Raw genomic sequence first — 13949 nt, 5'->3', positions numbered from 1 at the left:
TCTGGTAGCGCAAGCCGAAGGCTTACATACTATCTATTTTCTCCTCTTTTTATTCTTTATTCCTTGATCCACGACTACCGCACAACAATATCATTATGGCGTAAGGTTTGTTTAAGATCTGGAATCAATATTTCCCCATAATGGAATACAGAAGCTGCTAAGGCAGCATCCACATTGGCCTGTTGAAAGACATCGACAAAATGTTGTTGATTTCCAGCGCCACCAGATGCGATTAAAGGGATATGAATGCGATCGTTTACAGCTTTTAAAAATCCGTTATCAAACCCATTCTTCGTACCGTCGTGATCCATTGATGTCAGCAGAATTTCTCCGGCACCACGTTCCTGCGCTTCCAGTATCCAATCCAGGGTATTGATCTCCGTCTTGATACGTCCACCACTCAGATGAACAAAATCTTGCCCTTCGATTGATCTAGTATCTACCGCAACCACAACAAACTGGGCACCAAAAGCCGCAGCCATTTGATTGATCAGTTCAGGATTGCGCACAGCCGCAGAGTTGATGGATATCTTATCTGCCCCAGCATTTAACAAGATGTCGGCATCTTTGATTTCATTGATACCGCCACCGATTGTAAAAGGGATATTCACCTGACGAGCTACTGCCTTTACAAGATCGATTGTCGTCTTGCGCCCTTCATGCGTAGCCGCGATATCTAAAAAAACAAGTTCATCCGCTCCTTGTTGGGAGTATTCGTAGGCTAGCTCAACAGGATCTCCAGCATCGCGCAAGTCTACAAAATTGACTCCTTTTACTGTACGTCCATCTTTAACATCCAAGCAAGGAATTATCCGTTTTGCCAGCATGTTAAAATCTGATTAATGATTTAAGGTTCCAGTCTTTGACTTCATCGATGGTGATTCTATTCTCATAGATTGCCTTTCCTACGACTACTGATTCTACTCCGCCCAGTTCCTGAAGTTTTTGAATATCATCCATCGAACTGATACCACCGGAAGCAATCAGCTTAATGATCGGTGAATGGCTCAACAGTTTTTGATATAATTCTACACCTGCACCACCCAATTTACCATCTTTGCTAATATCGGTACATAGAAACCTAAAGAAACCCAGAACCAAGCATTTATCAATATACTCAATCAATTTAATCGGCGAACTCTCTAACCAACCTGAGTATTTGATCACTTCATCCAATACGTCAATTGCGATCACAATATGATCCGCATATTTCACTTTACCTTCATTTAAAGTCGCTAGTTCTTCCAAAAAAGAAGGATTTGTAATCGCTTGCGTACCCACAATAACACGGTATACACCAGCATCTACCAATTCTTTTACTTTTTCAATGCTCCTTACCCCGCCACCATATTGGATTTTCATATCTGTCTTCTGAATAATATCGAACAAATATGCTTGGTTACTAAAATCACCTTTGGCGCCATTCAGGTCTATGATATGAACCAATTCAGTACCATTCGCACGATAGTTTTCTATCTGCGCTTCCAAACTAATATCATAAGTTGTAACGTCGTTGTAGTTTCCCTCTCTTAAACGGACAACTTTTTTGTCCAAAACGTCTATTGCTGGAATGATATACATAATCGAATATTTTTAGTCTATTTGAATAGTTGAAAAATTGAGCAGCAACTGCTCACCTGCTTTTCCGGACTTCTCCGGGTGAAATTGTACACCAAAGAAATTATCTCTGGAAATGGCTGCTGAAAATGGTAATCCATAGTCGCATTTTGCGGCTGTAAACGCCGTATCATATTCTATATAATACGAATGCACGAAATAAAAATAAGTCTGATCTTCAATATTCGCAAATAAAGGATTATTTGCTTGTACCGAAACGCTATTCCAGCCCATATGAGGCACTTTGCCCGCTACTCCGGCATCAAAATGTAACGTTTTCAAAGGAAATAGCTCCAACATATCGGCATCCCCTTCTTCTGAATATTCAGTCAAAAGCTGCATGCCAACACAGATACCCAAAACAGGTTTACGCAGTTCTTTAATATAGGGTACTAATCCCGACTCACGCAATTTATGCATAGCTGCTCCCGCATGTCCTACTCCTGGAATAATAATACGATCGTAAAGATCGATCTCATCCGCAGTATTGATCATACCATAGGTCACCCCCACCCGATCGAGTGCAGCAGTCAGGGAAAAGATATTCCCAGCGCCATAGTTAATAATTCCTATCATTTTTGAGATTTGAGTATTGAGATTTGAGTATTGAGACTTTGGCCTCACAAGCTTACGCATCATTCGGTCATCGTTAATCTTTACTCATTTATCCCATGGATTCTCTTTATTAATTAAACAAAACTACAAAACACCTTTTGTACTTGGCAGTTGCATATGATCTGCATCTCGTCGTACTGCTTTCTTAATAGATTTAGCAAAAGCCTTAAAAATTGCCTCGATCTTATGGTGCTCGTTATCCCCCTCGGCTTTGATATTTAGATTTGATTTGGAGGCATCAGAAAATGATTTAAAGAAATGGAAGAACATCTCCGTCGGCATGTCACCTATTTTCTCACGTTTAAATTCAGCATCCCAAACAATCCAATTGCGTCCACCGAAATCCAGCGCAACCTGCGCCAGGCAATCATCCATTGGTAAGGTGTACGAGTAGCGTTCAATACCACGCTTGTCTCCCAATACCTTCAAAAACACCTCGCCCAAAGCAATCCCTGTATCTTCGATGGTATGGTGCTCATCTATATGAAGATCGCCTTTAGCTTTGACCGTTAAGTCCAATGCACCATGTCGGGCTATCTGATCCAACATATGGTCAAAGAAGGGCAATCCTGTTTCGATTTCCGATTTACCGGAACCATCCAAGTTCAATTGAATAAAAATATCGGTTTCATTCGTCTTACGATGATGTTCGGCAGTACGTGTTCCCAATTTCAGAAATTCATAAACTGTTTTCCAGTCCATTGTTTCTAAAGCTACGACTGTAGGGTCAATGTCCACATTCTCCAATGCGCCCAATTGATCATTTGCACGCAGCCAGATAGCCTTTGCACCAAGATTTTGAGCAAGCTTAACATCATTTACGCGATCACCAATAACAAACGACTGGCTTAAATCATATTTTGAAGCGTCAAAATATTCACCGAGCATGCCTATACCGGGTTTACGTGTATCCGCATTTTCGTGTGGGAAAGTCTTGTCAATATGTTCTTTGGCAAATACTACACCCTCTGCTGCAAACGTATCAATCACAAAATGATGGACAGGCCAGAAGTTTTCTTCCGGATGGGAAGATGTCCCTAGACCATCTTGGTTGGAAACCAAGATCAATTCAAAATCCAGTTCCTTCGCGATACGTGGCAGGTACTGTAAAGCACCCGGGAAGAATTTTAATTTTGCAAAAGAATCAATTTGCTCATCTTCTGGTTCCAAAATTAATGTTCCGTCACGGTCTATAAACAGTACACGTTTTAAGTTATCAGGCATAGTATTATTTATTGATTTGATTAAGTTTTTCTAATAATGTCCGGTTCTCAGCAGGTGTCCCAACAGTAATTCGCAAGCAGCCTTCACAAAGTTCTACTTTAGAACGATCTCTGACGATGATCCCATATTGAACCAGATAATCGTAAACTTCTCTCGGCTGTTCCATCTTGACCAAGATAAAATTGGCATCAGAAGGAGTGATATACTGTACATAATCCAGTTCGAGGAGCTCGCGTACCAGTTTTTCACGTTCCGAAACAGTTTCTTTGATCCAGTCATTGACTTGATCTACATTATTCAAGGCCTCCAACACGATATCCTGTGTTGCTTGATTAATGTTATAAGGTGGTTTAATTTTATTATAAACTGCTATAATTTCTTTACTTGCAAATGCCATGCCCAACCGCAGCGCCGCAAGTCCCCATGCTTTAGATAAGGTCTGCAATACCACCAAGTTAGGATATTCAGCCAGTTCCTGTGTAAATGACTTCACAGCGGAAAAATTGATATAAGCTTCATCGACAACAACAAGTCCCTGAAAATTATTCAATACCGTTTCTATATCCTGACGACGGATAGAATTTCCCGTTGGATTATTTGGTGAACAGATAAAAATCAATTTGGTATGCGCATCTATCGCATTAGCGATACCATCCAAATCCAATTGATAGTCTGCTGTTAGGTTTACTTTCTTGAAGGCGACATCGTTGATATTTGCAGACACCTCATACATACCATAGGTAGGTGGAACTAAAATCACATTGTCCACACCGGGTGTACAAAATGCACGATATAAAATATCTATAGCCTCATCGCTTCCATTACCCAAAAAAATATTTTCTGCGGGTACACCTTTTATGTTTGAAAGTTTTGCTTTGACTTGATGTTGGAGTGGGTCTGGGTATCGGTTGTAATCATGGTTTAGTGGGGATCCAAAAGGATTTTCATTGGCATCAATCAATATGGATGCCTCCCCTTTAAATTCATCTCTAGCGGACGAATAAGGTACGAGCTTCTTGATATTTTCCCGTAGTAGGTTGTTTAAGTTGAATGGATTATCCATTATAAAAAAATTAGAGCCGTAAACTTAGATAAATTGTTTATCAAAAGCAATATAATAAGCAATTTAAAAAGCATTTGATCGTAGAAATGTGGTATAAAACGCACAAAAAACTAAACTGAAAACCATTTTCCTTCGATAGAAAGTTCGGTATTTGGGAATGCCGTTCGTGCCTCTTCCAATAAAGGGTTCAAATCCCGATATCGGGCGGAGTAATGTCCCAGCAATAATTTCCTTGCATGGGTCTCTTTTGCGATCTCCCCTGCCTCCAATGCTGTTGTATGGAAAGTCTCTTTGGCCCTGTCTACCATATCATGCAGGAACGTAGATTCATGATACATAAGATCAGCATGCTGAACATAAGGCAGATAGTCAGCTGTACGTACCGTGTCCGAACAATATACGTAGCTTCTGGATTTAGGCGCAGGTAAGCTCAATTGGTCGGCCGGATAAACATTCCCATTTTCGTCTACGTAATCCATCCCTTTCTTTATGGCGGGATAATAGACTGTGGGAATATTGAGCGCCTGAACCACATCACCGAGTAGGGTGCGGGCTCGCGGTCCTTCATCGAAGCGAAAACCTGTACAGGCAATACGATGTGTTAAAGGGAATGTGCTTACTTTCATTGTTCGATTTTCAAAAATAACACCGGGCTCGTCGGGTGAAATCGGATGAAAAATAAGATTATAACGTAAGACTGTCTCAGAATGTAGAAATTGTATATCCAAAATCTCTTTTAAGGCAGCAGGACCATATAGATGAAGATCACTTTTACGTCCGACCAGGTGCATCGAAGAAAGCAACCCCACCAAACCTAAGTAGTGATCTCCATGTAAGTGGCTAATAAAAATATGTCCTAAGCGATTGCTTTTAATTCCATATCGGCTGAGTTGCATCTGCGTACCCTCGCCACAGTCTATTAAAAACAATTGCTCATTAAAGTTCAACACTTGGCTAGTCGGATGGCGATCAAACATCGGTGTCGCGGAACTATTTCCTAATATCAGAACTTCAAACTTCATATTAATCTTCAATTGTCCCCCGGTATTCAGATTCCAATTCGTGCGCAAAGATTAAATCTTCAGCAACCTTGAGTGATGGCGCAATCTTTATCGATTTATCCAAGTGCGACACGCGAACCATATCCATTAATTTAGGACAAAGATTGACCAAAATAAATACGCCGCCAACAGATTGACATAAACGGTGTGCCAGTATCCCCAAACGAATACCCACTTCATCCGTCTTTTGGACATGAATCATATCCAAAACAATATTGCGTTGACCAATCGTATTACGCAACAAAAACTCCCCCTTCAGTTTAGCTGCATTATCGGCATCTATCACTTCGACATGAGGCTCTATGACAATATAACGATCGTGCTTATCAATAGTGTACTTCATAAGTCTATTTCATTAGTTTGAGGATACAATGTACTAATAATTTAGCTCTTTTAAGGCTTTTGCCACATTTCTTTCCACACGTTCCAGCACATTTTCCTGATCAGGATAGACAAATTTTTCTCCAACAATATGTTCGTATAGCTCAATATAGCGTTCGGAAATTGAAGCAATAATTTCATCTGTCATCTCCGGAACCACTTGCCCATCCTTACCTTGAAAACCATTATCGATCAACCACTTCCGGACAAACTCTTTTGACAATTGTTTTTGTGCCTCACCATTTTCCTGACGTTCCTGATATCCATCTGCATAGAAGTAACGGGAAGAATCCGGTGTATGGATCTCATCAATCAAGACGATTTTGCCCTCTTTTTTACCAAATTCATATTTGGTATCCACTAGGATCAATCCTCTTTGTGCTGCGATTTCAGTTCCGCGTTGAAACAATGCTTTGGTATATTTCTCCAATTGCACATAATCCTCTTCGCTTACAATACCTTTTTTCAAAATATCTGTTCGAGAAATGTCTTCATCGTGACCTACGGCTGCTTTGGTCGTTGGCGTGATAATTGGCTCTGGCAATTTATCATTCTCTTTCAGTCCCTCAGGAAGAGACTCGCCACAGACTTCACGTTTACCAGCGGCATATTCGCGCCAAGCATGCCCAGATAAATAGCCACGGATTACCATTTCTACTTTAAACGGCTCACACATCTGACCGATAGTTACACTAGGATCTGGTACAGATACAACCCAATTGGGGATAATATCAGCTGTAGCCTTTAAAAATTTAGCTGCAATCTGATTTAACACCTGCCCTTTGTAAGGGATAGGGCGAGGAAGTACCACGTCAAATGCCGAAATACGGTCAGAAGCTACCATCGCCAAGTAAGTATCGGCAATCGTATACACATCACGTACCTTTCCTCTGTAAAAAGCTGTCTGGTTTTCGAAATTGAAATTTGTTTCTTTTATAGCGTTCATGTTCAAAGTAAAATTCTTATATCAGTAGTTATTGATTAAATATCGCCGTATGCTTCCAAAATACGTCGCACCAATTTATGACGAACCACATCGCCGCCACTCAGGTGAATAATATCGATACCTTCAATATTTTCCAGCAAACGGATTGATGTCGAAAGTCCCGATTGATTCTTTTTGGGGAGATCGACCTGCGTCATATCACCTGTAACAATAAATTTTGCGGTAGGTCCCATACGAGTCAAAAACATCTTCAACTGCATATCCGTTGCATTTTGGGCTTCATCCAAAATAACGAAGCAGTTATCAAGGGTACGCCCCCGCATAAATGCCAATGGTGCAACCTCGATGGTACGGTTTTCTAAATATCCTTTTAGTTTTTCTGCTGGGATCATATCGTCAAGCGCATCATAAAGTGGTCTCAAATAAGGATCGACCTTTTCTTTCAGATCCCCAGGTAAAAAACCCAAGTTTTCTCCAGCTTCTACAGCCGGCCTAGTCAAGATGATCCGTTTGATTTCCTTATTGCGAAGCGCTCTGACTGCCAGTGCTACAGCTGTATATGTTTTTCCTGTTCCTGCTGGGCCAATGGCAAATAAGATATCATTTTTGGAAATACTATCAACCATCCGTCGTTGGTTGGCCGTACGGGCCCGAACAATCACACCATTAGGTCCATAAACAATGGGTTCGGAACCAAATGCCGCATTCTTGGCCGCAATTTCCTTTTCCTGCTGTGCGGCTGAGCCTGCGCTCGCCCCTAGGAGATTTTCAAAATCCAACATGGTAATGTTGTTGAATTTCTCTAGATGAGCCATAACTTCCTTAAACGATTGCTCAAATAGTTCCAATTCCTTCGCATCTCCCAGCACTTTCATTTCACTTCCACGAGCTACAATCCGCAATTTTGGGAATTGTTTCTTCAAATAATCAAAGTGCTCATTGTCTGCTCCCCATAATATGGGTAAATTCAGACCATCTAATGCAATTAGTAATTCGTTCAAATTTTATCCTATTTTAGAAATAATTAGATTGTAGCCATTACGCAATAGCTCCTGTACGTAATACCATTCAAAATTAACGTATTCTAATGAGAAAAGAGGCCATCCAGCTGAGATTTTTGCAAAAAGAAAACCAAATTATTTTTTTTACGTTTCATACATAAGTTTCGCTTTTAAAAGTGGATCTTCAAGGTTCACAAACCAATTCTTTACAGTAGAAATAAAAGCTATGTTTGTGTATATCAATTGAAAAAAGTTATATTCAAAATAAGTTCTTCAATTAACTTTACAAATCAGCTGATAAATAGTAATTTTGTCCTCTATTTGAATAGATTTTCAGGAACAGAATATGCAAACGACAGGAGATCTATTTCTATTCATTCAAAAAGGGAATTTGACAGCAATTCGGTCTACTTATAGATTATAATGGCAGTAATTACGTTAACGACAGATCTAGGACATAAAGATTTTTATCAAGCTGCGCTAAAAGGGAGCCTTTTAACGCAGTTGTCTGATGTTAATATTGTCGATATCACCCACGAGATCCCTGCATTTAATATTCCGCGCGCAGCCTTTGTACTTGGTAATGCGTATCATTATTTCCCAAAAGGAACGGTACATATCATCGGCATCAATACCCTCTTTCATGAAGAATCCAAATATATCGGCATGAAATACAGGGATCATTATTTTGTTGGTGCGGACAATGGAATTTTCAGCTTACTGTTGAATGGAAATGAACCACAGGAATTGTACGAACTCAATTTGATGCAGGACCTGAGGTATCTCCATTTCCCGCTTGCAGATATTCTTTCGAAATCTGCCTGTCATATTGCAAAAGGAGGCAAACTGAAAGATGTCGGTACACCCATGCATCAACTGATCGAAAAAGTCACTTTGCAACCGATCTTTGATAAAGACATGATCCGTGGCAATGTTATTTATGTGGACGCTTTTGGCAATGCCATTACCAATATTTCCAAAGACCTGTTCAATAAAGTCCAAAAGGGACGGAATTTCATCTTGTATTTCAAACGCAATGAAACAATCACCAATCTTTCTTGGCATTACAACGAGGTCGGTGAGGGCGAAAAATTGTGTCTTTTTGGTATCAGTAATTACTTAGAAATTGCCATCAACAAAGGCAATGCGAGCCAACTCTTGGGGCTTCACGATGACGATTCTAATGTCATTCGTATCGAATTTAAAGATTAATTTCATAAATTCATTTCTAGAAATAGTTTATTCACTTCAATCTGTCCCTAAATTACCCAACGGGGTTTTGGCAGTTTAACACTGGATTTTGCGGGCTTGTCAGCCCCACTTTGCCGTTTGACAAATTGATGCAATTTCAGTAACGTTAATTTCAGATTGATTGTTCAAATTCAAGTATGAAATCTTTAAAATACACACTACTATCTTTCCTGCTATTGTTTAGTCTCGGGCTTCTAAGTGCACAGGAAAATGCAGATTCCAGTGCTTTTGAGGTACAACGCAAACGTGTCAACAGCCTACTCGATGCACGACAACAGAAGTTTGGCGCCTATGACACGAGCCTTACCCAGAAAACAGGCCTTTTTGGCCTATTCAAATCCAAAGGCGATATGCAAAAAAGCATCGATATCCTGAAGGATGTCGTGATTACAGACAACAACATTTTTTTAGAGACACAGCAACTGTTAAAAATCAAAGATTTCGAAAAGGACAAATTTCGACAGATGGCGACTGAATATGACAAACAGATCTCTGCTTATATGGGTACGATCAATAAGCTTCAAAACGAAAATGAACGACTCCGGACCGAGTTGGACAAAACCGAAGGAAAGGGCCTGGCTGGTAATTTATGGCTTTACATCGCTTTACTTGTCATTATTGTCCTCGCAGCTTTGTTGTACCGTAATCATACACAAAAAACGACACGCATCGGCAAAAATTCAGGCTAGTCCTTTGGATCTCTCCTATCAATCGGTGACATGTACCAAGAAAACAGGTCAAAATATAACTTTAGTTGATTAAAATAGGTAAAAAGCTAAAAAATTGACCAAAGTATGATAGCAAAATATTTTTAATCTCTTTACATTTGTCCTCGCAACAAAACATTGAAGTAGCGGATTATGGCAAGAGGTTTCAATAGTGGTAATAAACAAGAAGAAGATCTACCAAAACCAAAGTTAAATAAGGAGCTCCTATTACGAGCTTCGAAAATAATGACCTATTTAAGGCCTTATCGGGTTAAGTTTGGAATGGGAATGTTATTTCTGGCATTATCCAGTCTTTCTATGCTGACCTTCCCTGCACTATTGGGTGCTATGATTGACGCTGCCCAAGGCAAACAAACCTACTCTTGGTTAACTCCTGAAGTTTATTACATCGGCGGGGTCGCTTTTGTTATCCTATCGTTCACCTCCATTGTTTCATTTTTTCGTATCCGTATCTTTGTCGAGATCGGAGAACGTGCTTTGGCAAAAATACGTAAAGACACCTATCATAAACTCATCTCCTTGCCAATCGAATTTTTCGCCAACCGCCGTGTTGGAGAATTAAACAGCAGGTTATCCGCAGATCTATCTCAGATCCAAGACACCCTGACGACCACATTGGCTGAAATTTTAAGACAATTGATCAGTCTTTGTTTTGGTGTATTTCTGTTGGTCTGGGTATCACCCAAATTGGCCTTGATGAATCTTTGCATATTACCCGTTATTGTGGTTGCAGCCATTGTCTTTGGGAAATTCATTCGCGAATTATCCAGACAGGCTCAGGATAAGATGGCGGAGTCAAATAGTATTGTTCAAGAAACATTATTAGGCATCAGCAATGTAAAAGCTTTTGTGAATGAATACTTTGAATTCAACCGCTACAGTAATCAAATGGACTCTGTTGTCAAATTAGCCGTCAAGGGAGCAACCTTCCGCGGTGCCTTTGCCTCCTTTATCATATTCTGTATTTTCGGAGCTGTTATAGCCGTCATCTGGTATGGTGCGGCATTAGTATCTATCCACGAGATATCTGTTGGAGATTTAACGACCTATATCCTGTATTCTATGTTTGTCGCCGGGTCAATGGGTAGTTTGCCAGAATTATACTCGAATATCCAACGCTCGTTGGGAGCGAGTGAAAGGATCCTGGAAATTCTTGATGAGCCACAGGAAGATATCAAGGTTGAACCGAGCTGCAAAGATATTCGTAAAAAGATCAGTGGAGACCTCAGCTTCAATCATGTGGCCTTTGCCTACCCTAGCCGACCGGACATTGAAATTCTCAAAGACATTAACTTTACGGCTAATGCCGGCGATAAAATTGCCATAGTCGGCCCCAGCGGGACCGGTAAATCAACCATCGCATCTTTAATACTACAATTTTATACAAACAATAAAGGTGAGGTGCTTTATGATGGCAAGCCCGCCTCAGATTTTGACCTCTGTGATATACGGAATCAGGTTGCCATTGTACCACAGGACGTTTTATTATTTGGCGGAACTATCCGCGAGAATATCGCTTATGGTAAATTAGATGCTACCGAAACTGAAATAACTGAGGCCGCCCAACGTGCCAATGCACATCAATTTATATTAGGTTTTCCTGAAGGTTATGATACCATCGTTGGGGAACGCGGAGTAAAACTTTCTGGCGGACAACGTCAACGCATTGCTATCGCCCGTGCGCTACTCAAAGACCCTGCTATTCTGATCTTAGATGAAGCAACATCCTCTTTAGATTCAGAATCTGAACGTCAAGTTCAAGATGCCTTAGAGGAATTAATGCGTGGCCGTACGTCCGTTATTATTGCACACCGGCTTTCTACAATCGTCGATGCAGACAAAATCATTGTGGTCGAAAACGGGGTTGTTTCGGAGAGTGGAACACATTTCGAATTACTACAGAAAGAAACTGGCCTCTATAGACACCTGTACACCTTGCAATCCAAACAGCAAAAGGTAGATATGTAAAATTTTGTTAATTATTGATTCTTTTTAAACAAATTGTCCCAGAGATTGTTCATTTGGTATCATACTTGATTATCATTTGAATACACAATAAAATAGAAGAATTATGAAAAATAAAAATGGATTAGTGGCATTTGCTTTGGTAGGATTGGCTGCGGGAGCTGCTGCATGGTATCTTTTAGGAACCGATGACGGGAAAAAACAATTAGATCGTGCAAATGATGGCATCAAAAGCTTAACTAAGTCATTGAAGGATCTTTCGAAAAAAGAAGCTAGAAAAGCACAAAAGTTAGCAAATAGAGCTTCTGCCGAGTTGGACAACTTAAAATCAAAAGCTCAAGCTGCTTTTAGTAAAGCTTCAGATGATGCCGATGCATTGAAAAACAAAGCAAAAGAAGCCGGTAGAGAGGCTTTGGACCACGCAAACAATGCAGCTCAGAATTTAGCAAGTAAAATCGACAACACAACCGATGCTGCTAAATCAAAAATTTCTAATGCATAAGTAAAAAAAACATTTTTTTAAGAATTGATGGTTTAACCACCTCCTGTGGTTAAAATACATTTGTATCTTTGCGGTATATGACTTTACTGCAACAGGTAAAAACTTTGATTCTTAAAGACATTATTCTAGAATGGCGATCAAAATACGCCATCAACGGAATCCTACTATATGTCGTATCTACTGTATTTGTTTGTTATCAAGCATTCAAATCAGTAGATACTACAGTTTGGAATGCATTGTTTTGGATAATTATGTTATTCGCTTCAATCAATGCAATCAACAAGAGTTTTGTTCAAGAAAATCCCAACCGACAGCTCTATTACTATTCACTAGTTGACCCAAGAGCTATTATACTCGCCAAAGTTATTTACAATATGTTATTGATGACCATCTTGGCGACAATCGCTTATTTCGTCTATTCAATCATATTCAAAAATCCACTGGGGGATCCCACGCTATATTTCATTTCAGTCATTCTTGGTAGTATTAGTTTTGCCAGTGTATTTACCATGATTTCTGGTATAAGTTCCAAAGCTGGAAACAACAGTACGCTCATGGCTATTTTGAGTTTTCCGGCTATCATCCCCCTACTGATCGTATTGATCAAGCTCTCCCGCAATGCCATAGAAGGCCTGGAAAGGGCGGCAAGTACAAAAGAAATAATTGTATTACTCGCAATTAATGTAATCACGATCACTATTTCTTTATTGTTATTTCCGTACCTTTGGCGAGATTAAATTTTAGAATTGAAAACACATTAAATTCAATTTACCATGAGAAAAAAATGGTGGAAAATATTAGCTGTCCTGATTATCTGCGCAGTCATTATCAATGGCCTTTTGGGCCCTGTTCCCCGCCTATTTATCCTTCACGAAAGTATCCGAAACGTCTATTTCCATGTCCCGATGTGGTCTGCGATGATCGTGATGTATCTGATTTCAGTCATTTATAGTATCAAATACCTCAATACAGGAAAACAAGAATATGACCTAATGGCTATTGAAGCTGTTAATACAGGTATTACTTTTTGTTTTTTTGGTTTGGCAACAGGAATGTTATGGGCAAATATTACCTGGGGTGAACCTTGGCCAAATGACCCCAAATTAAATGGTTCGGCAATAGCGACTTTAATGTACCTGGCCTACCTTGTACTCCGCAATGCGCTCGAAGAAGAGCAGAAAAGGGCGAAAATATCTGCAGTCTACAACATTTTTGCATTTCCGATTATTATTGTGCTGCTCTATATTCTGCCAAAAATGACAGATTCTCTTCACCCCGGAAGTGGTGGTAACGCTACTTTTGGCCAGCTACAAATGAGCAACGAGCTTCGTCCAACATTTTATGCCGCAATGATCGGATGGCCAATGATCGCTTTCTGGATCTGTTCACTCCGCTATAGAGTACGTTTATTGGAAAGAAAAGAACAGGAAAGCTAAACGTAATCATCAATAAGAATAAGAGGCAGGGTATTTTTCATGTCTTTGAAGAGATCCCCAGTCAACAACGAGCTTAGGCTCAATAAAAAAGGGTTAAAATAGCAATCGCCAAAACGTTCTTCAGCATAAATTTAATACTGGATTTCATGCGGCGACAAC

General features: G+C 39.9%; 15 protein-coding genes. 6 read left to right on the top strand and 9 right to left on the bottom strand.

The window, feature by feature from the left end:
* Nucleotides 1-74: 74 nt before the first annotated feature.
* The 9 genes from hisF to DFQ12_RS23070 all read right to left on the bottom strand — a co-directional run bounded on the left by hisF (nucleotide 75) and on the right by DFQ12_RS23070 (nucleotide 7908).
* Complete coding sequence (hisF, locus tag DFQ12_RS23110; RefSeq protein WP_120261424.1) at nucleotides 75-827, bottom strand: imidazole glycerol phosphate synthase subunit HisF; 753 nt, start codon at nucleotides 825-827, stop codon at nucleotides 75-77.
* 1 nt (nucleotide 828) lies between these two features.
* Nucleotides 829-1581: a 1-(5-phosphoribosyl)-5-[(5-phosphoribosylamino)methylideneamino]imidazole-4-carboxamide isomerase gene (locus DFQ12_RS23105; protein ID WP_120261423.1), complete on the bottom strand. Its 753-nt coding sequence runs from the start codon at nucleotides 1579-1581 to the stop codon at nucleotides 829-831.
* Nucleotides 1582-1593: 12 nt separating this feature from the next.
* Nucleotides 1594-2193 carry an imidazole glycerol phosphate synthase subunit HisH gene (gene hisH / locus DFQ12_RS23100; protein WP_120261422.1) on the bottom strand — a complete coding sequence of 200 codons (600 nt, stop codon included), beginning with the start codon at nucleotides 2191-2193 and terminating at the stop codon, nucleotides 1594-1596.
* Between the two features lie 123 nt (nucleotides 2194-2316).
* On the bottom strand, nucleotides 2317-3456 hold the full coding sequence (gene hisB, locus DFQ12_RS23095) for a bifunctional histidinol-phosphatase/imidazoleglycerol-phosphate dehydratase HisB (RefSeq protein WP_120261421.1): 1140 nt from the start codon (nucleotides 3454-3456) through the stop codon (nucleotides 2317-2319).
* Between the two features lie 4 nt (nucleotides 3457-3460).
* Nucleotides 3461-4519 (bottom strand): histidinol-phosphate transaminase, encoded by a 1059-nt coding sequence (hisC, locus tag DFQ12_RS23090; RefSeq protein ID WP_120261420.1) that lies wholly within the window; start codon nucleotides 4517-4519, stop codon nucleotides 3461-3463.
* Between the two features lie 110 nt (nucleotides 4520-4629).
* Nucleotides 4630-5541 (bottom strand): ribonuclease Z, encoded by a 912-nt coding sequence (locus DFQ12_RS23085; RefSeq protein WP_120261419.1) that lies wholly within the window; start codon nucleotides 5539-5541, stop codon nucleotides 4630-4632.
* A gap of 1 nt (nucleotide 5542) precedes the next feature.
* Nucleotides 5543-5923 carry an STAS domain-containing protein gene (locus DFQ12_RS23080; RefSeq protein WP_104385068.1) on the bottom strand — a complete coding sequence of 127 codons (381 nt, stop codon included), beginning with the start codon at nucleotides 5921-5923 and terminating at the stop codon, nucleotides 5543-5545.
* A 33-nt stretch (nucleotides 5924-5956) separates the two neighbouring features.
* Nucleotides 5957-6907 (bottom strand): phosphoribosylaminoimidazolesuccinocarboxamide synthase, encoded by a 951-nt coding sequence (locus DFQ12_RS23075; protein ID WP_120261418.1) that lies wholly within the window; start codon nucleotides 6905-6907, stop codon nucleotides 5957-5959.
* A 35-nt stretch (nucleotides 6908-6942) separates the two neighbouring features.
* On the bottom strand, nucleotides 6943-7908 hold the full coding sequence (locus DFQ12_RS23070) for a PhoH family protein (RefSeq protein WP_120261417.1): 966 nt from the start codon (nucleotides 7906-7908) through the stop codon (nucleotides 6943-6945).
* Nucleotides 7909-8331: 423 nt separating this feature from the next.
* Here DFQ12_RS23070 and DFQ12_RS23065 point away from each other — a divergent pair, with 423 nt between their 5' ends.
* The 6 genes from DFQ12_RS23065 to ccsA all read left to right on the top strand — a co-directional run bounded on the left by DFQ12_RS23065 (nucleotide 8332) and on the right by ccsA (nucleotide 13790).
* A complete protein-coding gene (locus tag DFQ12_RS23065; protein WP_120261416.1) occupies nucleotides 8332-9120 on the top strand; it encodes an SAM hydrolase/SAM-dependent halogenase family protein in 789 nt (262 codons plus the stop codon).
* Between the two features lie 176 nt (nucleotides 9121-9296).
* Nucleotides 9297-9848 carry a hypothetical protein gene (locus DFQ12_RS23060; RefSeq protein ID WP_120261415.1) on the top strand — a complete coding sequence of 184 codons (552 nt, stop codon included), beginning with the start codon at nucleotides 9297-9299 and terminating at the stop codon, nucleotides 9846-9848.
* Between the two features lie 171 nt (nucleotides 9849-10019).
* Nucleotides 10020-11855, top strand: a complete 1836-nt coding sequence (locus DFQ12_RS23055; protein ID WP_120261414.1) for an ABC transporter ATP-binding protein — start codon at nucleotides 10020-10022, stop codon at nucleotides 11853-11855.
* Nucleotides 11856-11958: 103 nt separating this feature from the next.
* Complete coding sequence (locus DFQ12_RS23050) at nucleotides 11959-12354, top strand: hypothetical protein (RefSeq protein ID WP_120261413.1); 396 nt, start codon at nucleotides 11959-11961, stop codon at nucleotides 12352-12354.
* A 77-nt stretch (nucleotides 12355-12431) separates the two neighbouring features.
* Nucleotides 12432-13091 (top strand): heme exporter protein CcmB, encoded by a 660-nt coding sequence (locus DFQ12_RS23045; RefSeq protein ID WP_120261412.1) that lies wholly within the window; start codon nucleotides 12432-12434, stop codon nucleotides 13089-13091.
* Nucleotides 13092-13127: 36 nt separating this feature from the next.
* The gene (gene ccsA, locus DFQ12_RS23040) at nucleotides 13128-13790 is read left to right on the top strand and encodes a cytochrome c biogenesis protein (RefSeq protein ID WP_120261411.1); all 663 of its coding nucleotides are present in this window, start codon (nucleotides 13128-13130) and stop codon (nucleotides 13788-13790) included.
* Nucleotides 13791-13949 lie beyond the last annotated feature (159 nt).

The organism is Sphingobacterium detergens (assembly GCF_003610355.1).
Taxonomy (GTDB): domain Bacteria; phylum Bacteroidota; class Bacteroidia; order Sphingobacteriales; family Sphingobacteriaceae; genus Sphingobacterium; species Sphingobacterium detergens.
The sequence above is the reverse complement of the archived record's forward strand: the minus strand, read 5'-3'. Positions and strand labels throughout refer to the sequence as shown.